Below are 26,348 nucleotides of genomic sequence, written 5' to 3'. Positions count from 1 at the left end.
ATAGTTTAGTAAACAGTTACTCTTTTATTATTCAGGAGTCTTCTTCAACAACCCCAGACACGCTCAATCAAGTTCGACCCGAAAAATAATCGTTACCGCCTGCCTTTAACCAATCCTCACGTAATGGCGTAAAGACATCCAGGTCGACAGCATCTTCCAGACACAGAGCGCTATGCGGAACATTGGCAGGAATATGCAATATTTCACCGGCCGCAACGATCGCCTCCTTCTCCATATTCAGACCGTAGCGAAAAAGAACTTTCCCGGAAAGAATGTAGGTGAACTGTTCATTGGGATGACGGTGTTCAGCTACAAACGCATCTTTCTTGAGAAAAAGCTTGGCCATCATTAATTGATCACCTGAGACAACCTGCCGGTCGATATACTCGTTCAGAACTTCTCTGGGCACATCAACCCAACTACCGTAGCTGCTTCCATTCAATCCAGACATCCCCACCTCACAGGTTTCTACCGCTCTTTTTATTATCGATATCCCGTCAGCGATGCGTACTCAGGAGCGAGACTTCCAACGGCTCCGGCGTATCACTGGATCGGGTCATTTTGTCGAGAATATTGTCGGTCGCCAGACGACTCGCTTCCTCGATAATGACATCTTCCTGACCGGCCACCAGGTTGCGCTCGGCCAATCGTTTGTAGAGCTCGAACTCGCTGACGGCGAACTTTCTGGCGGCCCTTTGAACGTGCGGGACATAACCGGAGAACAACCCATACAAGCCACTGGCAATGTTGGAAATCTGAATATGCGGAGTTTCCGGCTGCAATAATTTGTCGGCATCCTTAACCAGTTCGATCATGCGTTCGAATGATGTCGATACCGCCACGCCACTGCGTTCGAGAATGGCTACGAGAGGTTCCAGTTGCGTGTTGCCTGCGCCCGCCCCAAACCCTCGGATACAGCCGTCGACAATAGATGCACCGGCTTCTACAGCTACCAGGGTATTGGCTACGGCAACGCTCAGATTGTTATGCCCGTGGAACCCCACCTGAATATTCAAGTGATTGCTCAACAGACCAATACGCTCACGCACCATGTTCGGACTGGAATAGCCGGCACTGTCCATGATGATCACGGCATGGGCCCCGTAATCTTCCATCAACTTTGCTTGCTCAAGGAGTTTCTCGGGGCTGGCCATGTGCGCCATCATCAACACACCATAGGCTGTCTTGCCGGCAGTTCTGGTTTGCTCGATGAACCGCGCAGTGATGTTTGCCTCAGTGCAGTGACTGGCTACACGTACGATATCCACACCGATGTCGAGCGCCATGGCAATGTCCGCAGACTTGCCCAAGCCAGGGATAAAATGAACGCCCAATAAACTGCGCACCAGTTGCGCCCTTGCAGCTTCGAGCATCTCGCGGTCCGACACGGCGGAGAAACCCAGCAAACTGGAAGACCCCCCGAGGCCGTTTCCGTGGCCTACTTCGACAATATCGATTCCAGCTTTTTCGGCAGCAGCGGCGTAACCGCAAACCTGTTTCAGCGACAGTTGATGCCGGATCGCATGGTTACCGTCTCTTAGAGTGGAATCACTGATAATGACCGACACACCGACCTCATTTTCCAATGGAAGCATATTTATGCTCGGCGACTGCAATGGCCGCACAATTGATGATATCCAGATTACCGGCATAACTGGGCAGGTAATCGCCACTGCCGTGCACTGTCAGACTCAGAGTGATGCAGCTGTTATTCTCCATCGGCTGCAGAACCAATTGATAACCAGGGACATACGACTGAACATTTTCAACCATCTGCGCGAGTTGCTGTTCAACCAGAGCAAAGTCAGCATACGTTGCACGTGCATATAGCGTGGTCTGCATGCATATACCCGGGTCGGCGGGATTTATATTAAGGATAGCCTTGGTTTGTCGCGCCCCAGTGAACATACCCAGTGCATATTCGGTGGTGGTCATATATTCATTTATGTTTTCACGCGTGGCGATACCGGCACTTCGCGAAGAAATGGTGGAGACCACTTCCAAATAATCTATTGACTCTACCGATTGGGCCAGGGCATAGGCCAGGGGAAGACTGGCCTGGCCGCCGCACGTAATCAGATTTACATTCTGGGCATTTTCAATGTTTTGCAGATTGATCGATGGAACACATAACTCACCCAGCTTGGCGGGAGTCAAATCAATTGCGAAAGTTCCACTCTTCTTGAAAAAGTCATTATGTATGAGATGCGCTGCGGCAGAGGTGGCATCAAACACCATATCGAAGTGCTGGACGTTATCCTTGAGAAACTCGATCCCGTCGCTTGATGTTTCCACACCCACTGACTTGGCAATAGACAGCCCGTCACTGTGTTGATTGCGTCCTACGACAAAAGCCAGTTGCAGATTTCTGGAAGCCAAGACTTTATACATCAGATCAATACCGATGCTTCCGGAACCCAGTATGGCTACTTTCGCCGGATGTGACCGCGCACTCATACCTTATCCTTCGGAATTATCATTTTTAGCGCCCTGGGATGTTCAGCATATGCGGCACGCACATAGCTATCTGAAAAAGTCAGTGACTGTAGTCTTTATTTTTATTGAAATCCGTTCGATGGTCCAAGCTTCACCGCACATCAATCTTTACTCAAACTACCGGCGCCCGCACAAAACGTATTGTACGTTTGTGCAGAACTTTACACGCTCAATAATGGTGCATTTAAAAATTCACTCCTATTACCTAGCGGGCTTCGCGGGCGGTTTTACGGGAGGTGTAAACATTTTTTAGTAATGGGTTGTTACATCAGCTCATAGAGTGCTAGATTCTGTCGCCTGCGATTAAGCGACAGAATGCCCGGCACTCTGCTCGCTGCTTTGCAGCAAGGTGTTGCAGCGGTTTGAAAGGACGTTAGTGCTATAGATGTAGCTCAAGGAGGAGTAGTGCAGTCGCTCGCCCATAATAAAGATAAAGAGTGTCGAATCACCTGTACCGGCAAAATCGAACGCATTGAGGGATACTTGTCGACAAAGGCAACAACCCCTCACCGACATGATACTTACTCAATCGGGCGAACCCTGTCGGGCGTCCATAACATCGCGTATCGAGGATCTGTTCGTCATAGCCTGCCGGGCAGCACGTTTGTACTTCACCCGGATGAAGAACATTCAGGCGCTGCTGCGACAGAGGACGGCGTGATTTATCAGGTTCTTCAGATTGAACCCGCGCTGATCCAGCAAGTGCTTGGCGGAAAGCCACTGCCTTTCGTCGCGGAAGGCATTTCCACCAATCGTCGTCTGTTCGACGCCACCGCCCGCCTTTTGCAAGCCGTTGATCACCCGCAGGATCCGCTGCAAGAGGACGATGCGATCTTTGACCTGGCAATGGCTCTGAACGATGCTCATGGCCTTCCTGCTCCGGCGCACTCCTATGATTACAAGGCCGCAGAACGTGCCAGAGCGTTCATCCTTGATTCCATTGAACACACCATCACCATGGAAGAGTTGGCCGACAGCGTCGGTCGCGACCGATGGGCGTTATCGCGGGACTTCAGAATACTGTTCGGCACCAGCCCGCATCGCTATTTGAACATGCGCCGTCTCGATCAAGTGAAAGCAGGCCTGGTTAATGGCGAATCGCTGACAGAAGCAACGATCAATGCTGGATTCTTCGATCAGAGTCATATGACACGCCATTTCACCAAAACCTTCGGCCTGTCCCCGGCCCGCTGGTTGAAGTTGCGCGAAAACAGTTCGACCCCCTCGTCCTCGGCAGCGCTTGATCTGGATTACGCCGCGTTCGGATCTTAGGCAAGACGTCCCCTCTCCTAGCGGCGGGTAATCAGGCCCTGCCGCGCAACGCGGATCAGTTGCTTGATCATCTCCGGCGCATCTTCCGCACTCGGTGCCTGAATCACTGCCAGATCAAAACTGTCGCTGGCAAAACGCGCCAGCGACTCGCCGTCTTCGACGAACTGGATCAGGAACGCGGCAGGACCGCCGCTGCGACGTGGCCAGCCATCGAGATAACGCAACAGCGTCGGCTGATGTTTGCCGCCAAGGAGGATTTTCGGGTTGCGTTGAGTGATATGCGCAGTGATCGGCGCGGGACGTGCTGGAGGGCGTAGTGCATTCATCGTGTCGTGTCTCTGCCTCAAAAGTCTGCATGGCAGGTGAGAGGCAACACCGAACCAGCGCTTTAGCGGTATTTCGAAGCCCTGTTCCGGCTTCTGACGGCAACTGTTGAAGTCACCTGGCGCCCCGCAAGTAGCTGTTTAAATCGGCGCATGGGCAACATCCTAGAGAACGTGACCGATCAGTGTCAAGAATCAGCCGCAACAAAAAAAGGCCCGCACAATGCGGGCCTTTTCCTTGAGCCAGAGCGCTTAACCGGCGATGGCGCGGTCCACCGAGAGCTTGCCGGCGCCTTCGATCAGCACGGCGAGGCTGCCACCGAGCAGGGCCAGCGCGAACTCGTAACCGTTGTTGGCCATAAACAGACCGTTACTGATGTGTACGGTGAAGATCGCCACCAGCGACAGGAAGGTCAGGCCCAATGCTGCCGGACGTACCAGCAGGCCGATGATCAAGGCCAGCCCGGCGAAGAATTCAGTGCCGCCAGCAAGGGTCGCCATCAGGTAGCCCGGGTGCAGGCCAATGCTGTCCATGTACTGAGCCGTGCCCGCCAGACCATAACCACCGAACAGACCGAAAAGTTTTTGCGAACCGTGCGCAGCGAAGATTACGCCGACCGCAATACGCAGGATGGTCAGACCGTAGCCAGCGCGGGTGAACAGTACTTTGTTGATCAGAGAGCTCATGGGGCATTCCTTGTTTTGCGAGAAGTTGTGTGTGTTGGTTGGCCGCTATATTAATCAGTAAATTTCATGTTAAAAGCGCAAATATTCCGCCATAACAATCAGTTTATTAGATCATTTCCGTGAGACGACTTTTTGCGCCCCGGGCTCCAACGACTCCCGCTCCCGGTCGAACGCCAAGTAATACTTGTTCACGCTATTAACATAGCTGACCGGCCCCATTCCCACCTGCTCCATAGCGATGCGCTCGACCTGGAAGAACCACTGATTGGGGTTCAGCCCGCGCCGCCGGGCTTCAGCGCGCATGCCCTGCACGCGCTCGGGGCCGATGTTGTAGGCCGCCAAGGTAAAGGCCATGCGCTCGCGCTCATTGAGCTTGGGGCTGTTGAAGAACTTGCGGCGGATCATCGCCAGATATTTGGCCCCGGCCTGCACATTCGCATCAAGATTCTGAATGTTGCTCACGCCGACTCGCTGAGCGGCGGACGGGGTGATCTGCATCAGCCCGGTCGGGCCACTGCCGCTGCGGGCATTGGGTTGCAGGCGTGATTCCTTGAACGCCAGTGCGGCCAGATTGAGCCAGTCCATGTTCTGCGCCTGCGCGTGCTTTTGCAGGGTCGGACGCAGTTTTTCCAGGCGCTGGCGGTCAGCCTTGGCCAATGGATAGTGGACTTGATAGAGACGGCGATAGATGCGCAGAAACGCGGCATCTTCGTTGGACGGTTTCTTGTAACCACCGAGGAAGCGGTCAATGCTCGCGCGCAACATCGCAGCATCGCGGCGTACAAACCAGTATTCCTCGCCCGGCTCGCTGATCATCAGTTGCCGGTCAAAACGCAATTTCGGCAGGATCTTGCCCCAGCGTTCGGCAATCGGCTGCTCAACGATGGTCAGGTGAAAAATCCCGCCCTGAACCATCTCCAGCACATCTTCGACCGCCAGCGTCGGATCAACCCATTCGATCTTGATCGGCGCCAGTTTGTGCAACGCCAGTTTCTGGTTGAGCTGACTGACCGCCTCCCCCGCCGCACTGCCGGTCGGCAACGCCAGGGTTTTGCCGGAGAGCTGCTCGACCCTGGTGTAGCGGCGCTCACCCTTGATCCCGACCAACACCAGCGGCACGTTGCTGGCGATCGGTTCGCTGCTGGCCACGGCATAGCCAGATTGCAGATCGAGCAATTCGCCCGGCGCGACCAGATCACCCTCGCCACGCTGCAAGGCGCCGAGCAGTTGATCCTTGGCTTTGGGGATGATTTTGAGGGTAAGTTGCTGGCCATCGCGGGCGTGGCCGTTGAGGTATTGCTCGAAGGCGCGCAGGCGATGGTATTCGACGCCAATGGCCTGCCCCTGAACTTCACCGGAGCTGTTGCGGCTCTGATTGACCAGCACGCGCAACACGCGGCTGCTGCGGATCTCGGACAGGTCGCGCACCTTGGCGGCCGGCACGGCTTGCAGCGGCCCGGGCAGGCGCGCGACCGCCGTCATCGGCAGCAGTAACGATCCACACAACAGCAGCAAAACCGAGGGACGAACCATCCACTCTCCGGAAAGAATAGGGGGCGATTTCATTTTAAAATGTCGAAATCACCGACGAAAACAGAGCGCCATGAGCGCTGGCAACGTGCGAGAGACTGGCACAGTAATGGCACTTCTACCAAACCGGTCTGCGTCGCGGCATCAACAGACAGCTATAACTTGTTGTAGTTCTTGGCTTTTCTTATGAATCTACAGCTCTGGTATGCTTTCCGGCCTTCGGCCCGAGGTAGCAACCATGCAACTCATCGATATCGGCGTCAACCTGACCAATCCCAGTTTCGCCGACAAACATCAGGCCGTGCTTGATCGCGCCTATGCCGCCGGCGTGTGCCAACTGGTGCTGACCGGCACCAGTGTCGAGGGCAGCGAGCAAGCCCTGGAGCTGTGCCAGCAACTCGATGAAAGTGGCCAGCGCCTGTTCGCCACCGCCGGTATTCACCCGCATTCGGCCAGTGACTGGAACGCTGACAGTGCCCGTCGTTTGCGCAGCCTGCTGCAAGAGAAAAACGTCGTTGCCGTGGGTGAATGCGGTCTCGATTTCAACCGTGATTTCTCGCCGCGCCCACAGCAGGAAAGAGTCCTCGAAGAGCATTTGGCCTTGGCCGTTGAACTGCAGTTGCCGGTGTTTCTGCATGAGCGTGATGCCAGCCAGCGCCTGCTGGAAATCCTCAAAGACTTCCGCGATCAATTGCCCGCCGCTGTGGTGCATTGCTTCACCGGCGAGCAAAAAGCCTTGTTCAGCTATCTCGATCTGGATCTGCACATCGGTATCACCGGCTGGATCTGCGACGAGCGCCGGGGCACGCATTTGCATCCGCTGGTGAAAGAGATCAAACGCGGGCGCTTGATGCTGGAAAGTGACGCGCCTTACCTGCTGCCGCGCACCTTGCGACCAAAACCGAAAAACGGCCGCAATGAACCGGCGTATCTGACCGAAGTGCTGCGTGAAGTGGCGTTGCATCGCGGCGAGACCGAGGAAGATCTGGCGGCGCACACCACTGCGTGTGCCCGCGCGTTCTACAACCTCCCCGCCCTTCCTGACACACCATAATTCCCTTGTGGGAGCGAGCCTGCTCGCGAAAGCAGTGGTTCAGATGGCAATGATGTTGACTGACACGCCCTCTTCTCGAGCAGGCTCGCTCCCACAGGGGGGCGATGTGTTCTTTTGATATGTATCAAGATCCGCATATCTGCATAGCGGCACAATAATGGCACCTTGCCAAAACTGTTTCCGCTATCAGAGAAGACCTCCATGGGTGCCTGGCTTAGCAATATCTCGCTGAAATACAAATTCTGGGCGGTCAATGCGGTCGCCTTCGTCACCACCCTGCTGCTGGTGCTGTACGCCGTGCAGCTCGAACAACAGGCGCGCAGTCACGCATCACAGGCCTCGGCGCAAGCCCAGGCACAACTGCTCAAAGCCTGGCCGGCCGGGCAGCCGCTGCCGAAAGGCGAGCAGGTGCTGACCTTCAAACGCGGCGAAGCACCGCGCCTGAATGCTCAACCCTTACTGGAAATCACTGAAAGCAACGGCTGGAACGCAATCAATCACATGCCGCTGTTCGGCGACAACCCGTTGATGGGCGCTGAGGTGTTCAGCCGCGCCGATGGCCAACAGGTTGCGGTGATTGCCTATGGCCCGAGCCTGAGTCAGGTATTCAGCGAGCGTTTCGCCAACTATGCGGTGGCGGTGTTCATTCTGATGTTCGCCATGCTGTGTGCCTCGCAATTGCTGATCCGCTTCCTGCTCAGCCAGCTCAATACCTTGAAAGACGTGATGCTCCACGTCGAGAAAAGCGGCGATCTCTCGGCCCGTGTTCCGTTGGCCGGCAAAGACGAAGTCGGGCAGATGGCCAATGCGTTTAACGCGATGCAGGCCGGTTATCAGCGCGTTGTCAGCACCGTGGCCAACACCGCACGGCAACTGGATGTCGGTGCGGCGCGGCTGGCGTCGAGCATGAACGAAGTGCGTAACGGCATGCTCGGCCAGCAGAGCGAAACCGATCAGGCCGCTACCGCGATCAATGAAATGACCGCCACGGTTTATCACATCGCCCAACACGCCGGCGCCACCCGCGATCTGTCGCAGACCGCTGATGGCCTCGCTGGCAGCGGTCAGCAAGTGGTTGCGCGGGTGCAGCATTCGATTGCCGGGTTATCCAGCGGCGTACAGCAGACCGCCGAGATGATTCAACGGCTGGCCGAAGACAGTCAGAAGATCAACGGCGTGGTCAGCGTGATTCACAGCATTGCCGAGCAGACCAATCTATTGGCGTTGAACGCTGCGATCGAAGCGGCCCGTGCCGGTGAGATGGGCCGCGGTTTTGCAGTGGTCGCCGATGAAGTGCGCAATCTGGCCAAACGAGTACAGACTTCGACCGACGAGATCACCACGATGGTCTCGGCCTTGCAGGCTGGCACCCGCGACGCGGTGGATTTCATGCAGGAGAGTTCGTACAAGGCCGACGATTGCGTGCAGCAAGCACAAGAGGCCGGTGCGGCGCTGGCGGAAATCACCGGGGCGGTGGCGCAGATGCGTGAAAGCAATACGCAGATCGCCGTGGCGGCGGAGCAGCAAAGCCAGGTCGCCGAAGAGATGAACCGGGCGGTGGTGAGTATTCGTGATGTGACCGAGAACACCGTGCAGCAGACTGTGGATTCGGCGACGACCAGTAATGAGCTGGCGACGTTGGCCGGGGAGTTGAGCAAGGCAATAGGTCAGTTGAAGCTTTGAAGTTCAAAAGATCGCAGCCTTCGGCAGCTCCTACAGGTGTACGCATTTCAATGTAGGAGCTGCCGAAGGCTGCGATCTTTTTTGTCCATCATTACTATGATGCCAATAGCCAACCTTGATTCGCCGCCCTCCGCGCCCGGGCCTATTCTTCAACCATAAGTTCAACATGGATCGAGGAGTAGAAAACATGGGCAAACGTCACCCCAACCTTCCCGCGTGGCAATGGCGCGCGTACCCCGGTAATCATCAGCACCCGACCAATCTGGTGTTGCACCTGATCGCCGTGCCGTTGTTCATCGTCGCGTTTCTGCTGATCGTCTCCGGGGTGTTCAGCCTGAGCCTGGCCAGCGTCGCCATCGGCGTGATCGGTATCGTTGCGGCGCTGGGTTTGCAGCGTCACGGCCACAGCCTGGAGGCGCAAGCCTCCGAGCCGTTCAGTGATCGTAAAGATGCCGTGTCGCGCTTATTGGTCGAGCAGTTCCTGACCTTCCCGCGCTTCTTTCTCAGCGGCGGCTGGTGGCGCGCCTGGCGTGAGCGCCACCGTCGGCATTGAGTCAGGCGAAAATCGTGACGGTCTGACGACTCATCGCAATCAATTCACCTTCAGCGCTCCACAACTTGGCGGCGACATGGCCGTAGCCGTCGGCGGCGTACTCGATGTCGGCGAGGTATTGGCACCAGTCCAGCGTGCTCAAGTCACGTAACGGCTGAACGAATTCGATGGTCCAGGTCAGCGTGCTGCCCGGGGCGGGCTTCTTCAGATACGGCAACAGCGCGGGCGGCCATGCATCTACCAAGGCCAGCAGATGCGCCTCTTTGACCGGCTCTTCTTTGACATCGCCGCGTAACCGTACCCAGCCTCCCATCAGCCGCGATTGATTGCCGGTGAACGGCATGCCGCCGACGCTCCAGCGCATCGCCAGATGACGCATGAATTCCGGGGTCACACCTTTGATGTAAGGCAGCTCCTGGCATTCGTCCCAGTGTTTCATTGCCGGCGCCGGATACGCTTCCACGGCGACTTCCGAAGGCCGCGAGGCACCGAAGCTGCCTTGAATGATCGTTACCACCTGACCATTCTGCATCGCCCGGCCCATGACCTGGCTGACAGCTTTGCCTTCACGCAGCACATCCACTTCGAAACTCACCGGGACTTCGGGCTCGACCGGGCCGACAAAAGTGATCGCCAGTGAACGCACCGGCCGATCGGCCGGGACTTTCGCACGCATGGCTTCGTATTGCAGCGCGGCAACCAGACCACCGAAACTGGCACGGCCCTGACCCCATTCGGCAGGAATCGTCAGTTCCGGTTGGCGACGGACCGCATCGAGCAGATCGCTAAAGCGCATGGGGCAACCTCAGAAAACGAGAAAGGAATGCAGCGATCTTAACCAGACCTGCAGAGCGCCGCAGCGTCTATTCCGGTCAAAGAGACTGACAGAAAGGCCTTAAACCCATATCAGCCACACTGAAATCCCTTGTAGGAGTGAGCCTGCTCGCGATAGCGGTCTGACAGCCAACACAGTTGTTGAATGTCAGACCGCTATCGCGAGCAGGCTCACTCCTACAGGGAATTTGTGGTGATTCAGGATTATTTGAAACAGGCTGAACTGAGTTTTTCCAGCACGCGATCAGCCTTGCTTTCAGCGTTGATCATGGTGGCCTGCCAAGTGGCGACGCACGGTTGAAGGTCCGCCTCCAGCTCAGCTTTCGCCAACCATTGCCAGCAATCGTGCCAGTCGCCCAACGCGCCCTGGGCCGACTTCAATCGCGCCAGCGCCGCCTCGGGCAGACGATCCAGTTCAGGATAGGCTTCGATGCCGTAGCGCACGCGTTTGATCAGCAAGCGCAAGCGATGACGGTCGTGCGCCGGATCGTGCAGTGCTTCGTCGAGTTTCTGCCATTGCTTGCCGAGGCGTTTTTCGATGCGCTTGTCCAAGCCTTTGAGCAAGCCCTGACGCTGGGAAGCGCGCAGGAATCGCGGGAAAGCGTCGAGAATCATCAGCAGCGAAGCCACCTCGGCACTCGCCGCCAGCGCCGGATAGGCCTCGGCCATTTGCGCCATGCGCCGCTGCGCGGCTTCAGGCTGATCATGCTGGAGCAGATACGCCGCCAACACCTCGCGATCACGCCAGGGGGTGGTCAACTGGCCGACTGCCGAAGCGGCGTCTTCCAGTTGCTCGACACCCGGCAAGCCACGCAATGGCCGCAACAGGCTGCGCAAGCGCCGCACCGTAGTGCGCAGATCGTGCAGCGCCTCGGGGTCGGTGCGTGCCGTCAATCGCGCCTGACAGGCCAACAGACGCACCTCCAGACTCAGGACATGAGCCACCAACCGGTCAACCAACGCAGACATCACTTGCTCCTGATTCAAATGGCTCTGACGATCATTCTGCTGCCCAGCGAACGCAGCCTCCTTGCTTCACGTCAGCAGCTTAGCGGCCGGCGCGGGATTCGCGAATGTAGAAACGCGCTTTCTCGGCTTTCTTGCTGCAGCCTTCGAACCCTTCGAATTGTTGCTGGGTCTTGGCGGCGGTCAGCAGCGACAACGCTTTGGAGTAGCTGACGGTGCCGGCAAAGCCTTCGGCCTTGGCCAGATCCAGCTCATGCCAGGCCGCGTCGAGCTGGCTGCCGCAGCTGTCGCGGTAAGCGGTTTTACCGGCGCAACCGGCCAATACCAAAGCCATCAACGGCACACAGATCCAGGCTTTCATCACTCACACCTCAAAATAGGTCAACAGTCGTGCAGGTAAGACGGCTTGGCTGCGAAAAAGTGCCTCGCCGGCGGGTGAAACCGCGCAACTGAGAAGGATAGCGCCGAAGGGTCATGCAGTATCGAAAAAACGACGTCACCGGCGCACTCAACGACCTCGGCGATTGAGCCAGCCCGACGATGGGTGCATTGTGCAACCTTGTCGGGAGGAAGTTTGATGAAAAAGCGTGTCGCACTGGTGCTGGGCTCCGGTGGCGCCCGGGGTTATGCCCATATCGGAGTCATTGAAGAGATCGAACGACGCGGTTACGACATCGCCTGTATTGCCGGATGTTCGATGGGCGCCGTGGTCGGCGGGATCTACGCCGCCGGAAAACTCGACGTTTACAAGAACTGGATCGAAAGTCTCGACTATCTGGATGTGCTGCGGTTGGTGGACGTGAGTTTCCGACTCGGCGCGATTCGCGGCGAAAAGGTCTTCGGGCAGATCCGCAAGATCGTCGGCGAGATCAACATCGAAGACTTGCGCATCCCCTACACCGCCGTCGCCGCCGACCTCACCAACCAGCAGGAAATCTGGTTTCAGGAAGGTTGCCTGCATCAGGCCATGCGCGCCTCGGCGGCGATTCCGAGTCTGTTCACGCCGGTGATGCAAGGCAATCGCATGCTGGTCGACGGCGGTATTCTCAACCCGTTGCCAATCGTGCCGGTGGTGTCGAGCCACTGCGATCTGATCATCGCGGTCAATCTCAACTCGACCAACCAGCGTCACTACAAATTGCCGGTGATCCAGCGCCCCGCCGCGTTCCGCTCACGCTTCGACAACCTGATCAGATCGCTGGGGTCGAAGATGCCGTTCCGCCGAACACAGGCCGAGCAACTGTTGCGGCTCGAGCAGGAAGCGCTGCGCGCCGAAGCAGCAGACATCAACCCTTGGCTGGAAGGCGCCGAGCCGGAGAGCCAGCAACCGGCCGCCGCGCCCGAGCGTGAAGGCGCGCCGAAATCGGCGACCGGTTCGTTCATCATCGATAACGTCGGGCCGGCCTCGCTGCTGGATTTGATCAACCAGAGTTTCGAGGTGATGCAGACCTCGCTGGCGCAGTACAAGATTGCCGGGTATCCGCCGGATATCCTGATCAACGTGCCGAAGCGGGTGTGCCGGTTTTTCGAGTTTTACAAGGCGCCGGAGTTGATCGCGTTAGGGCGCGAGATTGCGCGGGATACGCTGGATCGGTATGAGAGCGAGCAGGGATGATCTGAGCTGATTTCCCGGGTGTGTTTGATGGCCTCTTCGCGAGCAGGCTCGCTCCCACAGGGGATTTGTGAACCACGCAGATCCAGTGTGGGAGCGAGCCTGCTCGCGAAGAGGCCAGATCAGCCAACATCACTCAACAGCCGATAACCAACCCCGGCTTCAGTAACAATAAACCGCGGCCGCGTCGGATCATCCGCCAGCTTCTGGCGCAAATGCCCCACCACAATCCGCAGATAATGGCTGTCCTCGGTGTGCGTCGGCCCCCAGATATCCTTGAGCAATTGCTGCTGGGTAATCACTCGCCCCGGATGCCGCGCCAGTTGCGCCAGCACCGCGTATTCCTTGCGGGTCAGCGCCACTTCGACACCATCGAGCAACACCCGCCGATAGGCCAGATCCACCGTCAACGGGCCGAAACTCAATGCCGCCTGCTGCGCCTCCCCTGCCGGCGCCTGACGCAACAAGGCGCGGACCCGAGCAAGGAATTCCTGAATGCCGAACGGCTTGGTCACATAGTCATTGGCGCCGCCATCCAGCGCCTGGACTTTCTGCCCTTCGCTGGCGCGCACCGACAGCACCAGCACCGGCGCCGTGGCCCACTCGCGAAACTCGCGCAGCACTTGCTGGCCGTCCATGTCCGGCAGGCCTAAATCGAGCACCAGCAAGTCCGGTTTGTTCAGCGCGGCCTGCGCCAACCCTTCCGTACCGGTGCCGGCCTCGAGCACTTTGTAGCCCTGGGAAGCGAGGCTGATGCGCAGGAACTTGCGGATCTGCGGTTCGTCGTCGATGACCAAAATGGTCGCGATCTGGCTCATGAATTCACATCAACACAAATGATTGGCAAGAGAGTAGCGCAGTCGGCTTCAGCCTTCATCGTCCATCCCCGGTTGCGCCTGCAACGGCAAGTGCAAGGTGATGCAGGTGCCGCGTCCGTCGATGCCGTCGGCGACACTGATGCGACCGCCGTGCGCACCGACCATGCCCTGACAGATCGCCAGGCCCAGGCCGGTGCCCTGGCCGCCGCGATCACCCCGGGCAGCGGTGTAGAACATGTCGAAAATCTTCGCCCGCTCGTCCTCGGGAATCCCCGGTCCCTCGTCGCTGACCGAGAAGAAAATTTCCTGGTCATTCGCTCCCGCATTCAGTTGCAAACGACCGTGCGCTGGCGAAAAGCGCGCGGCGTTTTCCAGCACATTGACCAGCGCCTGTTCGATCAACGCGGCATGCACGAACAACAGCGGCAACTCGCTCGGCACATCGGTGCTGACCTGCAAAGGCGCCAGCACTGCGCGCAGACGATTGAGCGAACTGCCGACGATGTCGGCCGGCGACACCCAGTCTCGCGCAAGTTTCAACGCACCGTGGCCGAGGCGGGTCATGTCGAGCAGATTCTGGATGTAGCGATCGAGGCGTTCGGCTTCGTCGCGAGTGCCTTCGAGCAGTTCACGACGATCCTCCAGCGGGATCGCTTCGCCGAGGGCCAACAGGCTGTCGATGCTGCCGCGCATGGCGGTCAGCGGCGTGCGCAAATCGTGGGACACGGAGGCCAGCAAGGCACTGCGCAGTTGTTCGGTTTCACCGTGCAGGCGCGCAGCTTCCAGATCATCGGCCAATTGCGCGCGCGCCAGCGCTTGGGCGAGCGGCTGACTCAATGCGGTGAGCAAGCGGCGACGCTGGCCACTCAAGGTCTGGCCTTCTTTCGCGCAGACACCGAGCAGCGCCAGCGGTCCGTCCTCGACCGACAGCGGCCACCACCACCAGCGTCCGAATGGCAGCGTGCCGGTGCCCATGCCCGCCGGTTGATCGTGCTGCCAGGCCCAGTCGGCGGCGGCGCGTTCGGACTCGGTAAACTCCAGCGGCCCGCCGGTCTCGACTTTCCAGCCGCCCTGGCCGTCGCGATTGAGCAGGCACAGTTGCAGATCGCTCCAGCCATTGAGGTGTTGCGCGGCGGCGCTGACCACGGCTTGGCGATCGGTCGCGGCGGTGAGTTTGCGCGACAGGTCGAGCAGTTCGGTGGTCTCTTCCTGGGTGTCGCGCAACGCCTGCAATTGCCGACGCTGACGCGCCGCTAGGTTGCCGGTGAGCGCCGCCATCAGCAGGAAAAACAGCAGTGTCAGCACGTCTTCTTCGCGCTGAATGCTGAAAGAAAAATTCGGCGGAATGAACAGAAAATCGTAGGTCAGAAACGACAGCGCCGCACAGGCCAGCGCCGGGCCGAGACTGCTGCGCACCGCGACCAGCAACACGGCCGCGAGGAACACCAGCGAGATGTTCGGCAGCGGCAGCACGCTCGACACCGCCCACGCCAAGGCACTGGCCAACACCGTGGCAACCAGCGCCAGCGCATAGTCGAACCACACCAGTGTCAGCGGGTTTCGCGGGCGTGACTGCGGGTGTTCATGATCATTGTCGAGGACGTTGATTTCCAGCCCATGGGCTTGACGCAACAGACGCGCCGCCAAGCCACCACCGAACAGTCGACGACGCCAACTCGGCCGAGACTGGCCGACCAACACCAGACTCGCACGGCGCTCGGCAGCATGCTGGACCAAGGTTTTCGCGACTTCACCGGCGCGCAATAAAACCACTTCACCACCGAGGCGCTCCGCCAATTGCTGAGCGCTTTGCAGACGCAGGCGTGATTGCTCGTCGCGCACCGCACCGTTATCGACATGCACCAGACTCCACGGCAGATGCCGGCGCTGGGCGACGCGACTGGCATGGCGCACGAGGCGTTCGGCCTGCGCATCACCATCGACGCCGACCAGTAATCGGCCACGCACCGCCGGAGCGGCCTGACCGAGCTGGCGATAGCCTTGGGCGAGATCGTTATCGACCTGCGCGGCGGCGGTTTGCATCGCCAGCTCACGCAACGCGGTGAGGTTGGTTTGGGTGAAAAACGCATCGATCGCCGCGCGCGCCTGCTCCGGCACGTAGACCTTGCCTTCACGCAAGCGCTCGAGCAATTCGCGCGGCGGCAGGTCGATCAGCAGCAGTTCGTAAGCTTCTTGCAGCACCCAGTCCGGCAGGGTTTCGCGCACTTGCACACCGGTGATGCCGCGTACCTGATCGTTGAGGCTTTCCAGGTGCTGGACGTTGACCGTGGTGAACACGTCGATGCCGGCGGCGAGCAATTCCTGAATGTCTTGCCAGCGTTTCGCGTGGCGGCTGCCGGGGGCGTTGCTGTGGGCGAGTTCATCGACCAGTACCAACTTCGGCTTGGCCGCGAGAATGCCGTCGAGGTCCATTTCTTCGAGCATCACGCCACGGTATTCCGAGCGTACCAACGGTTGCTGCGGCAGGCCGCCGAGCAGCGCTTCGGTTTCCGCCCGGCCGTGGGTTTCGACGACGCCCGCAATAACTTTCACGCCTTGGCGCAGCTGTGTGTGCGCAGCCTGAAGCATGGCGTAAGTCTTGCCGACACCGGGGGCGGCGCCGAGAAAAACCTTGAGCCGGCCACGGCCGTCACGGGGCAGGTCTGCTAACAGCGCGTCGGCGCGGCCGGAGTCGCTCATGCTTGATGTTCTCTCTTCCTGATTGATCGTTCCCACGCTCTGCGTGGGAATGCAGCCCGGGACGCTCTGCGTCCCACCAAAGCGGACGCGGAGCGTCCATTGATGCATTCCCACGCAGAGCGTGGGAACGAGCATCGACTACATTTTTTCCAGTGCCATGTTCAGCGCCAGCACATTCACCACCGGCGGCCCCACCAGCGGCTGTTCGATGTGTTTATCAAGCAACTGCTGCAACGACGCTACCGGCACATTTCGCGCTGCCGAGACACGCGCCAGTTGATAGGCAATTGCTGCCGGTGGCAAGTGTGGATCGAGGCCACTGCCGGAAGTGGTCAGCAGCGCCAGCGGCACCGGACCCTGGCCGGGAACCTGCAGTTTGTTGGCGTCGTCGATCACCCGCGTGGCGAGTGTCGGATTGCTCGGCGCCAGATTGCTCGCGCTGCTGGAAACCGTAGCAAACGCACCGGCGGACGGACGTGGATGGAACCACGCATCGCCGACAAAATCCTGAGCAATCAGCGACGAGCCGCGGACCTTGCCGTCGGCGTCATGCACCAGGCTGCCGTTGGCCTGCTCGGGAAAGGCGACTTGCGCGACGCCGGTTACTACCAGTGGATAGGCGACGCCGGTGACCAGGGTCATCAGCACCAGCAGGCTCAGGGCCGGACGTATCATTGTGGACATTGCAAGATCCTCGAATTCGTTGGGCAAACTTTGGTGGGGTGTCAGGGGGATCTTTTCCCCCCTCACCCCAGCCCTCTCCCCCAAGGGGGCGAGGGGGAAAGGGAGCCGATCTTTGTGCAGTTCAAACCTGAGTTCGACTCGGGATTTCAGGTCGGTACAGCTTCCGTAAACACCTAGGTCAGTCCCCTCTCCTCCAAAGTCGCCAAGGGGATAGGGAGCCGATTTCTGTGCTTTTCAAAACCTGAGTTCGGCTCGATATTTCAGGTCGGTGCAACTCTCGTAAACACCTCGGTCAGTCCCCTCTCCATCCGGGAGAGGGTTAGGGTGAGGGGCTCTTTTCCGCCTCACACCAGATGCAGCGCCGTGAGCAGCATGTCGATCGCCTTGATCCCCACGAACGGCACCAGAATCCCGCCCAATCCATAAATCAACAGATTGCGTCGCAGCAACGCCGCCGCACTCGCCGCTTGCACGCGCACACCGCGCAGCGCCAGCGGAATCAGCACGACGATGATCAAGGCGTTGAAGACAATCGCCGAGAGAATCGCGCTCTGCGGACTGGTCAGTTGCATGATGTTCAGCACGCCCAGTTGCGGATAAATCGAGGCGAACAGCGCCGGCAGAATCGCGAAGTATTTGGCGACGTCGTTGGCGATGGAAAAGGTCGTCAGCGCACCACGGGTCACCAGCAATTCCTTGCCGATCTGCACCACGTCGAGCAGCTTGGTCGGATCGCTGTCGAGGTCGACCATGTTCGCCGCTTCGCGGGCAGCCTGGGTGCCGTCGTTCATCGCCATGCCGACGTCAGCCTGGGCCAGCGCCGGAGCATCGTTGGCGCCGTCGCCGCACATCGCAACCAAGCGACCGTCGTTCTGCTCGTGGCGAATGCGCGCGAGTTTCTTCTCCGGGGTGGCTTCGGCGAGAACATCATCGACGCCCGCTTCAGCGGCGATGGCAGCGGCGGTCAGCGGGTTGTCGCCGGTGACCATCACGGTGCGGATCCCCAGTTTGCGCAGTTCGGCAAAGCGTTCGCGGATGCCCGGTTTGACCACGTCCTTGAGGTGAATCGCGCCGAGCAATTTGCCGTCGGCACAGACCAGCAGCGGAGTGCCGCCGCTCTGGGCGATCTTGTCGATTTCCCGCGACAGTGCCGGGGCCAGATCCGAGCGTTTTTGGCCGAGGAAACTCAGCAGCGAATCCACCGCACCTTTGCGGTAGACACGGCCCTGATAGTCGACACCGGACAAACGGGTTTCAGCGCTGAACGGCACGGCGGTCAGGGTTTCCAGCGCCGGCTCAGGCTGCGGGTGCAGACCGCGCAGGTATTCGACGATGGATTTGCCTTCAGCGGTTTCATCGGCAAGCGAAGCAAACAACGCACCTTCGGCCAACTCGCGACCACTCACACCCGGCGCGGCATACACCGCGCTGCAACGACGGTTACCGAAGGTAATGGTGCCGGTCTTGTCCAGCAACAGCACATGCACGTCACCCGCCGCTTCCACTGCACGACCAGACTTGGCGATCACATTGAGGCGCACCAGACGATCCATCCCGGCGATACCGATCGCCGACAGCAAACCGCCGATGGTGGTCGGGATCAGCGTGACCAGCAGCGCCACCAGAAACACCAGCGGCAGGCTGCCATTAGCGAAATGCGCGAACGGTTGCAGCGTCACGACCACCAGCAGGAAGATCAGGGTCAGGCCGATCAGCAGGATATCCAGCGCCACTTCGTTGGGCGTCTTCTGGCGTTTGGCGCCTTCGACCAGCGCGATCATGCGGTCGAGGGTCGACTCGCCGGGGTTGGCGGTGATCTGCACCAGCAACCAATCGGACACCAGTCGTGTGTTGCCGGTAACAGCGGAACGGTCGCCACCGGACTCACGAATCACCGGCGCCGATTCACCGGTGATCGCCGCTTCGTTGACCGCCGCGATGCCTTCGATGACTTCGCCGTCACCGGGGATCATTTCCCCGGCTTCGACGCGCACCACATCGCCTTTGCGCAGGCTAGCGGCTGGCACCACTTGAAAGCTGCCATTGGCCTGTTTGCGCCGTGCGCTGAGGCCTTCGCTGCCAGCCTTGAGGCTGTCGGCGCGGGCCTTGCCGCGACCTTCGGCCAAGGCTTCGGCGAAGTTGGCGAACAGCACGGTGAACCACAGCCACAGGGCGATTTGCGCGGCGACGAAGGTCGGCACGTCGGCATCGGGAATGAAGCACAGCACGGTGGTGAAAATCGCCGTCAGCTCAACCACCAGCATCACCGGCGAACGCTTCAGTTGCCGTGGGTCGAGCTTGACGAAAGCTTGCAGCAGCGCCGGCCGCCACAGGGCCGAGATTGCGGTTTTCGGTGCTTCTGCCGACTTGGTCGGCTCTGCAGGTTTTGCAGGAACGTGCATATTCATGATGGATTCCTTAGAAGCCCATACTTAAATGTTCGGCGATTGGACCGAGCGCCAGAGTCGGCAGGAAGGTCAGGCCGCCCACCAGCAAAATGGTCACGGTCAACAGGGTCACGAACAGCGGGCCATGGGTCGGGAAGCTGTTCTGCCCGATCGGTGCGGTTTTCTTCATCGCCAGGCTGCCGGCCAGGGCCAGAACCGGGAGGATGTAACCGAAGCGGCCGATCAACATGCCCAGACCAAGCATCAGGTTGTGGAACGGTGTGTTGGCGCTCAGTCCACCGAACGCCGAACCGTTGTTGGCACTGGCGGAGGTGTAGGCGTAGAGCAACTGGCTGAACCCGTGCGGGCCGGGGTTGCTGATGGTCGCTGCAGCACTGGGAACCGCTGCGGCAATCGCACCGAGCACCAGCACGCCGACCGGCATGACCAGCAAGGTCACCACCAGCAATTGCACCTCACGCGCCTGGAGTTTCTTGCCGAGGTATTCCGGCGTACGGCCGATCATCAGACCGGCGAGGAACACCGCGATCAGCACGTTGAGCAACATGCCGTAGAGCCCGGCACCGACGCCGCCGAAGATCACTTCGCCGACCATCATGTTGACCAGCGCGACCATTCCGCTAAGCGGGTTGAGGCTGTCGTGCATGCCGTTGACCGAGCCGTTCGAGGCCGCCGTGGTGGTCACCGACCACAGCACCGTGGCGGTGGTGCCGAAGCGCGCTTCTTTGCCTTCCAGCGGTGCAGTCTGTTCAACGGCAGCGTTGTTCAGCGTCGGGTTCGGTTGATATTCGGCCCACAGCGAGGTCGCGCCGCCGATCAGGAACAGCGCGAGCATGCAGGCGATGATCGCGCGGCTCTGACGCAGGTCCTTGACGTAGTGACCGAAGGTGAACACCAGCGCCACCGGGATCAGAATGATCGAAGCGACTTCGAACAAGTTGCTCCACGCGGTCGGGTTCTCGAATGGATGCGCCGAGTTGACGCCGAAGAAGCCACCACCGTTGGTGCCCAGTTGCTTGATCGCAATCTGGCTGGCGGCCGGGCCGAGCGGGATCACTTGATCAACGCCCTGCATCGTCACCGCGTTCACATACTGCGCAAAGGTCTGCGGCACGCCCTGCCAGACCAGATACAGCGCCAGTAACAGGCACAGTGGCAGCAAGCCGTAGAGGGTGGCGCGGGTCATGTCGACCCAGAAGTTGCCGAGGGTTTTCGTCGATTTGCGGCCGATACCGCGGCACAGCGCAACCAGCACGGCGAGGCCGGTGGCGGCGCTGACGAAGTTCTGCACGGTGAGGCCGACCATCTGGCTCAGGTAGCTGAGGGTCGCCTCACCGCTGTAGGACTGCCAGTTGGTGTTGGTCATGAAACTGACCGCGGTGTTGAACGCCTGGGTCCATTCCTGGCCCGGCAGGTTCTGCGGGTTCAGTGGCAAGTGATCCTGGAACAACAGAATCGCGAACAGCAGCAGGAAACCGGCGAGGTTAAACGCGAGCAGCGCCAGCGTGTACTTCTGCCAGCTCTGTTCCGCCTGCGGATCGACCCCGGCAATGCGATAGCAACCGCGCTCGACCGGGCCGAGAACCGGCGTCAGCCAGGTGCGCTGGCCTTCCATCACTTTGTAGTAGAAGCGCCCGAGGAACGGCGCCGGCAGCAAGACCAGCGCAAAAAACGCGAGGATCAGCCAATAGTCATAACTGTGCATAGCCGCTCCTAGTTCCGATCCGCGCGCAACAGCGCAACCAACAGATAAATGAACAGCCCCACTGCCAATAGCAGTGACACCCCGTCCAGAACGCTCATGGAAGATCTCCGTGTTACGGCGTATTGCCGTGTGTGCAGGCATTGTCGGAAAGGAGGCTGTAAAGGAACGAGAGCGAGGGTGTTGGCTGTGCATAAAGAAAGCGTAAAGAGTGGGTTTATGCGGGCGTTACAGCAGGTTTTTGCGCCGTCAGGCCGGGCCTCTTCGCGAGCAGGCTCGCTCCCACAATTTGAAATGCATTCCCCTGTGGGAGCGAGCCTGCTCGCGAAGACGGCATAACCGCCAACATCGCACCCAACTGGCGCACAAAAAGCAGCTATCCCATCGCGAACATCCCCGATACGACAGCTTTCAACTCATTACGACTTGTTTCAGCGCACTGGCACGTCCACTGCAAACGCCCTACCCCGAGCTTTCCAAACCGTTCAGGGAGCAACCGCATGAACACACAACTCAAACCCACACTGGGCACTTTGCACCTGTGGGGCATCGCCGTAGGGCTGGTGATTTCCGGAGAATACTTCGGCTGGAGTTATGGCTGGGGCGTCGCCGGGACGCTGGGTTTCCTGGTGACCTCGTTCATGGTCGCGACCATGTACACCTGCTTCATTTTCAGCTTCACCGAACTGACTACCGCGATTCCCCATGCCGGCGGGCCGTTTGCCTACAGCCGTCGCGCCTTCGGTGAAAAAGGTGGATTGGTCGCAGGTCTGGCCACGCTGATCGAATTCGTCTTCGCGCCACCGGCCATTGCCCTGGCGATTGGCGCCTACCTCAATGTGCAGTTTCCGGCACTCGATCCGAAACATGCAGCCGTCGGCGCCTACATCGTGTTCATGGGCCTGAACATTCTTGGGGTGAAACTGGCGGCTACTTTCGAGCTGATTGTTTGCGTGCTGGCCGTCGCCGAGTTGCTGGTGTTCATGGGCGTGGTCGCGCCGGCGTTCAGTTTCAGCAACTTCGCCCTGAATGGCTGGGCGGGGTCGGATGTGTTTGGCGCACCGGCGATTGCCGGGATGTTCGCCGCTATTCCGTTTGCGATCTGGTTCTTCCTCGCCATCGAAGGCGCAGCGATGGCTGCCGAAGAAGCCAAAGACCCCAAGCGCACGATTCCCAAAGCCTACATCAGCGGCATTCTGACTCTGGTGCTGCTGGCGATGGGTGTGATGTTCTTTGCCGGCGGTGTCGGTGACTGGCGCACCTTGGCCAACATCAACGACCCGTTGCCGCAAGCCATGAAAACCGTGGTCGGCGACAACTCTGGCTGGTTGCACATGCTGGTGTGGATCGGCCTGTTCGGCCTGGTCGCCAGTTTCCACGGGATCATTCTCGGCTACTCGCGTCAGTTCTTCGCGCTGGCCCGCGCCGGTTATCTGCCGGCCTCGCTGGCGAAACTCTCACGCTTCCAGACGCCGCATCGCGCCATCCTTGTCGGCGGCATCATTGGCATCGCGGCGATTTACAGCGACGGTCTGATCAACCTCGGCGGCATGACCCTCACCGCCGCGATGATCACCATGGCCGTGTTCGGCGCGATCGTGATGTACATCATGAGCATGCTCAGCCTGTTCAAACTGCGTAAATCGGAACCGAATCTGGAGCGTACTTTCCGCGCGCCGTGCTATCCGTTGATTCCAATGATTGCATTGGTGCTGGCGGTGGTTTGTCTGGTGGCGATGGCCTGGTTCAACGCGCTGATCGGCTTGATCTTCCTTGGCTTCATGGCGGTCGGTTTCGGCTACTTCCTGCTGACCGGACAACTGCGTGCCGACGCACCGGCCGATGCGATGCTGACCGGTAATTGAGGGATTTCGGGTGTACCGGGTACAAGCGGCCTAGAATGGAACCACTGCGAGTTCACTTCGCTCAAAAGTGGTATGCAGCGTTGCACGGCGAAATCCTCGTCCGTCGACCTGCCCTTAAGGAGAGCCGTTATGCCTTGGTATGCCTGGTTGATTCTGGTCGTTGCAATCGGCTCGATCGTCGGCGGATTGATGATGTTGCGCGACACCGCCAACAAGGTCGATCTGACCGATGAAGAACGCAAGCGCGTTGCCCAACGCAATGCCGAAGCAGATGCCAAAGACGCCCAAGACCGTTGAACACAACCCCGCCTGATCGGCGGGGTTTGTGCTTTTTATAGCCATTGGACCTATCCGCACGCTTTTAAGAAGTAGAAGTACAGTCACCATCTAATTTTCCTTGGTTAAGATGGGGACATTGTTGCGGAGAGTTCCAGATGCGTTATTCGCAGGACCATAAAGCCCAGACCCATCAGCGCATCATCAAGGAGGCTTCGGCACGCTTTCGCAAGGACGGAATCGGCGCTACCGGTCTGCAACCCCTGATGAAAGCGCTGGGCTTGACCCATGGCGGTTTCTACTCACATTTCAAATCCAAGGACGAGTTGGTCGAGAAGGCTTTGCAAGAGGCCGGCAACCAGGTCGACGGGTTATGTGCCGAGATTTTTTCGCAGGATAATCCGCTTGATGCCTTTATCGAGACGTACCTGTCCGAATGGCACCAGACATCGCCCCATGAGGGTTGTCCGTTGCTGACCATTTCTTCCGAGCTGGGCCTGCGCGGCCAACCCAGCCCCACCAGCGACGTGGTCCTCAATGCTCGGCTGGAGCAGATCGAGAACAGCCTCGAAGGTGAGAACAGCGCTGACCGCGCCATCGTCATCATGTCGACACTGGTCGGCGCGCTGCTGCTGTCACGCAGCGTCGCGGATGCCGAGTTTGCGCAACGCATTCTCGATGTCACCCGCGATCACCTGAAGAACCGCGACTAAGCCTGCCAGCGCTTGAACAGCACGCTGGCATTGACTCCACCAAACCCGAAACCATTGGACAGTGCATATTCGATCGACATCGGCCGCGCCTGGCCATGGACGATGTCCACCCCTGCGCTTGCCGGATCCGGATTGTCGAAATTCAAAGTCGGCGGTACCACCTGATCACGAATTGCCAAGAGCGTGAAGATCGCTTCAAGCCCGCCAGCGGCGCCGAGCAAATGACCGGTGGCTGACTTGGTCGAGGTCACGGCGATTTTATTCTGCGTGCCGAACAACGCTTTGATCGCCGCCAACTCGCCGAGGTCGCCCACCGGGGTCGAGGTCGCGTGAGCATTGAGGTGCTGCACCTGATCCGGCGTGATTGCCGCCTGCGCCAATGCCAGCGTCATCGCCCGCCGCGCGCCACTGCCATCTTCAGGCCCGGCCGTCAGGTGATAGGCGTCGGCACTGGTGCCATAACCGACCAGTTCCGCCAGCGGCGTCGCGCCTCGGGCCAAGGCATGCTCCAGGGATTCGATCACCAGCAGCCCCGCGCCCTCGCCCATCACGAAACCGTCGCGCCCGCTGTCGAACGGCCGAGATGCGCGCTCCGGGGTGTCGTTGTAACCGCTCGAGAGTGCCCGTGCTGCCGCGAAACCGGCCAGACTGACGCGGTCTATGCAGGCTTCCGCGCCACCACACACGGCAATATCCGCTTCGCCGGCGCGGATCAATCGCGCCGCATCGCCGATCGCTTGAACACCCGCAGCGCACGCCGTCACCGGCGCGCCCAAAGGACCTTTGAGGCCATGCTGAATGGACACGTGCCCTGCCGCGAGATTGACCAGAAACGACGGGATGGTGAATGGCGACAAACGCCGAGGACCGCGGCTGTCGGTCGTGCGAACAGCGTCGGCAATCGCGCCGAAACCGCCGACACCGGAGCCGATGATCGTCGCTGTACGTTCTTGGTGTTTGCTCTCTGACGGATGCCAGCCAGCCTGTTCCAGCGCCTGCCGGGCAGCCTCCATGGCGAACAGAATAAAGCGGTCCATCTTCTTCTGTTCCTTGGGTGGCGTGGCGCGATCCGGATCAAATCCTGCTTCAGCGTCCTCTTCCAGCGTCGGCACCGCGCCGCCGACTCGCGTGGGCAAATCAGCGACCGTTGCCTCAGGCAAGTTACGCAGACCAGAACGCCCGGCCAGCAAGCGCTGCCATACGACTTCAAGATCGCTGCCCAAGGGTGAAACCAGGCCCATGCCCGTGACGACTATTCGACGCGAATCCATACCGTGGTGACCTCTGATCATTTCAATTGCCGGACTTGTAGCGTTGGGCTGCCGTACTGCGGGAAAGGTTCGGCGCCATGACATGGCGAGCCGCTACAAATGCGTGCCATTCGCCTGCGTCAGGCAGCGAAGGAATGGTGATCAACTCGCCCTGATCCAGCCCGGCCAGCGCCGCATCGACCATCTCGCCTGCATCCATGACCATTTCTGCCGGAATGCCGCTGGCATCGATACCGGAGCGTTCCCAGATTTCGGTGCGGGTTACACCCGGCAGCACGGCCTGGATCCGTACGCCGGTGCCTTCAAGTTCGCTGTTCAACGTTTGAGTCAGGCTCAATACGTAGGCTTTGCTGGCGCTATAAGTGGCGTTAAAACGTTCCGGAAACAATGCCACCACCGAGGCGATATTGATGATCGTGCCACGCCCGGCCTTGGCGAAACCGGCGGCGGCTGCCGACGCCAGGCGCGTGACGGCGGTGATGTTCAACTGAATCAGTTGCTCCAACTGGTCCATATCGGCGTTGGCCAGCAGTCCGTCCGCCGCCACACCGGCGTTATTGACCAGCAAGCTGAGGCTGGAATCGCTGCGCAAGCGTTGTTCGAGTTTGAGCACATCGTCCTTCTGGGTCAGATCTGCCTTGAGCACCTCAACCTGAACGCCATGGGCATCACGCAACTGGCTCGCAGCACTTTCCAGACGCTCCTTGTCACGGGCAACCAGCAACAGATCAAAACCACGTGCCGCCAAACGGTCAGCGTAAATTGCGCCGATACCGGACGATGCGCCAGTGACTAAAGCTGTTCCTTGGGAATGGGCAGAATTCATGACGATGCTCCTGATGCGCTTAAAGGGAGATTGATCTTTGAATCGGAGACTCAAGCGAGACGCAAATTATTATAG

25 protein-coding genes are annotated in these 26,348 nt (G+C 59.4%); 8 read left to right on the top strand and 17 right to left on the bottom strand.

The window, feature by feature from the left end; all coding sequences use genetic code 11:
- Positions 1-67: 67 nt before the first annotated feature.
- The 3 genes from ACOYXJ_RS18105 to ACOYXJ_RS18095 are packed head-to-tail and all read right to left on the bottom strand — an operon-like array spanning position 68 to position 2,457.
- Positions 68-451, bottom strand: a complete 384-nt coding sequence (locus ACOYXJ_RS18105) for a cupin domain-containing protein (protein ID WP_460370802.1) — start codon at positions 449-451, stop codon at positions 68-70.
- Positions 452-497: 46 nt separating this feature from the next.
- Positions 498-1,595, bottom strand: coding sequence for a 4-hydroxy-2-oxovalerate aldolase (gene dmpG / locus ACOYXJ_RS18100; RefSeq protein ID WP_150793014.1), 1,098 nt, complete (start codon positions 1,593-1,595; stop codon positions 498-500).
- A complete protein-coding gene (locus ACOYXJ_RS18095; RefSeq protein ID WP_150793015.1) occupies positions 1,576-2,457 on the bottom strand; it encodes an acetaldehyde dehydrogenase (acetylating) in 882 nt (293 codons plus the stop codon). The genes dmpG and ACOYXJ_RS18095 overlap by 20 nt, the downstream gene beginning before the upstream one ends.
- A gap of 444 nt (positions 2,458-2,901) precedes the next feature.
- Here ACOYXJ_RS18095 and ACOYXJ_RS18090 point away from each other — a divergent pair, with 444 nt between their 5' ends.
- Complete coding sequence (locus tag ACOYXJ_RS18090; RefSeq protein WP_460370799.1) at positions 2,902-3,768, top strand: helix-turn-helix domain-containing protein; 867 nt, start codon at positions 2,902-2,904, stop codon at positions 3,766-3,768.
- A gap of 17 nt (positions 3,769-3,785) precedes the next feature.
- Here the strand turns inward: ACOYXJ_RS18090 and ACOYXJ_RS18085 are convergent, their stop codons facing one another.
- The 3 genes from ACOYXJ_RS18085 to ACOYXJ_RS18075 all read right to left on the bottom strand — a co-directional run bounded on the left by ACOYXJ_RS18085 (position 3,786) and on the right by ACOYXJ_RS18075 (position 6,311).
- Complete coding sequence (locus ACOYXJ_RS18085) at positions 3,786-4,094, bottom strand: class I SAM-dependent methyltransferase (RefSeq protein WP_150793017.1); 309 nt, start codon at positions 4,092-4,094, stop codon at positions 3,786-3,788.
- 249 nt (positions 4,095-4,343) lie between these two features.
- Positions 4,344-4,778: a DoxX family protein gene (locus ACOYXJ_RS18080; RefSeq protein ID WP_007908568.1), complete on the bottom strand. Its 435-nt coding sequence runs from the start codon at positions 4,776-4,778 to the stop codon at positions 4,344-4,346.
- 111 nt (positions 4,779-4,889) lie between these two features.
- Positions 4,890-6,311 carry an MltF family protein gene (locus tag ACOYXJ_RS18075; RefSeq protein ID WP_460370796.1) on the bottom strand — a complete coding sequence of 474 codons (1,422 nt, stop codon included), beginning with the start codon at positions 6,309-6,311 and terminating at the stop codon, positions 4,890-4,892.
- 235 nt (positions 6,312-6,546) lie between these two features.
- Between ACOYXJ_RS18075 and ACOYXJ_RS18070 the strand changes: the two genes are divergently transcribed.
- The 3 genes from ACOYXJ_RS18070 to ACOYXJ_RS18060 all read left to right on the top strand — a co-directional run bounded on the left by ACOYXJ_RS18070 (position 6,547) and on the right by ACOYXJ_RS18060 (position 9,598).
- Positions 6,547-7,362 (top strand): TatD family hydrolase, encoded by an 816-nt coding sequence (locus ACOYXJ_RS18070; RefSeq protein WP_150793019.1) that lies wholly within the window; start codon positions 6,547-6,549, stop codon positions 7,360-7,362.
- Between the two features lie 201 nt (positions 7,363-7,563).
- On the top strand, positions 7,564-9,045 hold the full coding sequence (locus tag ACOYXJ_RS18065) for a methyl-accepting chemotaxis protein (protein ID WP_460370793.1): 1,482 nt from the start codon (positions 7,564-7,566) through the stop codon (positions 9,043-9,045).
- A gap of 187 nt (positions 9,046-9,232) precedes the next feature.
- Positions 9,233-9,598 (top strand): DUF962 domain-containing protein, encoded by a 366-nt coding sequence (locus ACOYXJ_RS18060; protein ID WP_007908547.1) that lies wholly within the window; start codon positions 9,233-9,235, stop codon positions 9,596-9,598.
- A 1-nt stretch (position 9,599) separates the two neighbouring features.
- On the opposite strand, the gene ACOYXJ_RS18055 is transcribed toward ACOYXJ_RS18060, so the two are convergent.
- From ACOYXJ_RS18055 to ACOYXJ_RS18045, 3 genes are all read right to left on the bottom strand, one after another.
- The gene (locus ACOYXJ_RS18055) at positions 9,600-10,394 is read right to left on the bottom strand and encodes an acyl-CoA thioesterase (protein WP_150793021.1); all 795 of its coding nucleotides are present in this window, start codon (positions 10,392-10,394) and stop codon (positions 9,600-9,602) included.
- Positions 10,395-10,636: 242 nt separating this feature from the next.
- A complete protein-coding gene (locus ACOYXJ_RS18050; RefSeq protein WP_150793022.1) occupies positions 10,637-11,401 on the bottom strand; it encodes a CHAD domain-containing protein in 765 nt (254 codons plus the stop codon).
- Positions 11,402-11,480: 79 nt separating this feature from the next.
- Entirely contained in the window at positions 11,481-11,759 is a 279-nt protein-coding gene (locus ACOYXJ_RS18045; protein WP_016770894.1) for a hypothetical protein, read from the bottom strand.
- Between the two features lie 216 nt (positions 11,760-11,975).
- Between ACOYXJ_RS18045 and ACOYXJ_RS18040 the strand changes: the two genes are divergently transcribed.
- On the top strand, positions 11,976-13,013 hold the full coding sequence (locus ACOYXJ_RS18040; RefSeq protein ID WP_150793023.1) for a patatin-like phospholipase family protein: 1,038 nt from the start codon (positions 11,976-11,978) through the stop codon (positions 13,011-13,013).
- A 119-nt stretch (positions 13,014-13,132) separates the two neighbouring features.
- Here the strand turns inward: ACOYXJ_RS18040 and ACOYXJ_RS18035 are convergent, their stop codons facing one another.
- From ACOYXJ_RS18035 to kdpF, 6 genes are all read right to left on the bottom strand, one after another.
- A complete protein-coding gene (locus ACOYXJ_RS18035; protein WP_460370790.1) occupies positions 13,133-13,828 on the bottom strand; it encodes a response regulator in 696 nt (231 codons plus the stop codon).
- Between the two features lie 48 nt (positions 13,829-13,876).
- Entirely contained in the window at positions 13,877-16,528 is a 2,652-nt protein-coding gene (locus ACOYXJ_RS18030) for a DUF4118 domain-containing protein (protein WP_460370788.1), read from the bottom strand.
- A gap of 138 nt (positions 16,529-16,666) precedes the next feature.
- Positions 16,667-17,212 carry a potassium-transporting ATPase subunit KdpC gene (kdpC, locus tag ACOYXJ_RS18025; RefSeq protein ID WP_460370786.1) on the bottom strand — a complete coding sequence of 182 codons (546 nt, stop codon included), beginning with the start codon at positions 17,210-17,212 and terminating at the stop codon, positions 16,667-16,669.
- Positions 17,213-17,556: 344 nt separating this feature from the next.
- Complete coding sequence (gene kdpB / locus ACOYXJ_RS18020) at positions 17,557-19,620, bottom strand: potassium-transporting ATPase subunit KdpB (RefSeq protein WP_150793027.1); 2,064 nt, start codon at positions 19,618-19,620, stop codon at positions 17,557-17,559.
- 10 nt (positions 19,621-19,630) lie between these two features.
- A complete protein-coding gene (kdpA, locus tag ACOYXJ_RS18015; RefSeq protein WP_122597149.1) occupies positions 19,631-21,325 on the bottom strand; it encodes a potassium-transporting ATPase subunit KdpA in 1,695 nt (564 codons plus the stop codon).
- A gap of 8 nt (positions 21,326-21,333) precedes the next feature.
- The gene (gene kdpF / locus ACOYXJ_RS18010; protein ID WP_007899818.1) at positions 21,334-21,423 is read right to left on the bottom strand and encodes a K(+)-transporting ATPase subunit F; all 90 of its coding nucleotides are present in this window, start codon (positions 21,421-21,423) and stop codon (positions 21,334-21,336) included.
- A 399-nt stretch (positions 21,424-21,822) separates the two neighbouring features.
- On the opposite strand from kdpF, the gene eat reads away from it, so the two are divergent.
- The 3 genes from eat to ACOYXJ_RS17995 all read left to right on the top strand — a co-directional run bounded on the left by eat (position 21,823) and on the right by ACOYXJ_RS17995 (position 24,176).
- On the top strand, positions 21,823-23,187 hold the full coding sequence (gene eat, locus ACOYXJ_RS18005; protein ID WP_460370783.1) for an ethanolamine permease: 1,365 nt from the start codon (positions 21,823-21,825) through the stop codon (positions 23,185-23,187).
- Between the two features lie 129 nt (positions 23,188-23,316).
- Complete coding sequence (locus ACOYXJ_RS18000) at positions 23,317-23,484, top strand: DUF2897 family protein (RefSeq protein ID WP_095120497.1); 168 nt, start codon at positions 23,317-23,319, stop codon at positions 23,482-23,484.
- Positions 23,485-23,621: 137 nt separating this feature from the next.
- Positions 23,622-24,176 carry a TetR/AcrR family transcriptional regulator gene (locus tag ACOYXJ_RS17995; protein ID WP_038364332.1) on the top strand — a complete coding sequence of 185 codons (555 nt, stop codon included), beginning with the start codon at positions 23,622-23,624 and terminating at the stop codon, positions 24,174-24,176.
- Here the strand turns inward: ACOYXJ_RS17995 and fabF are convergent.
- Together fabF and ACOYXJ_RS17985 are read right to left on the bottom strand one after the other, a co-directional pair.
- Complete coding sequence (fabF, locus tag ACOYXJ_RS17990; protein ID WP_460370780.1) at positions 24,173-25,447, bottom strand: beta-ketoacyl-ACP synthase II; 1,275 nt, start codon at positions 25,445-25,447, stop codon at positions 24,173-24,175. The two genes, ACOYXJ_RS17995 and fabF, sit on opposite strands and share 4 nt — an antisense overlap.
- 22 nt (positions 25,448-25,469) lie before the next feature.
- On the bottom strand, positions 25,470-26,273 hold the full coding sequence (locus ACOYXJ_RS17985) for an SDR family NAD(P)-dependent oxidoreductase (protein ID WP_460370778.1): 804 nt from the start codon (positions 26,271-26,273) through the stop codon (positions 25,470-25,472).
- Between the last annotated feature and the right edge of the window lie 75 nt (positions 26,274-26,348).

The organism is Pseudomonas sp. Tul2A7 (genome assembly GCF_054790505.1).
The sequence above is the reverse complement of the archived record's forward strand: the minus strand, read 5'-3'. Positions and strand labels throughout refer to the sequence as shown.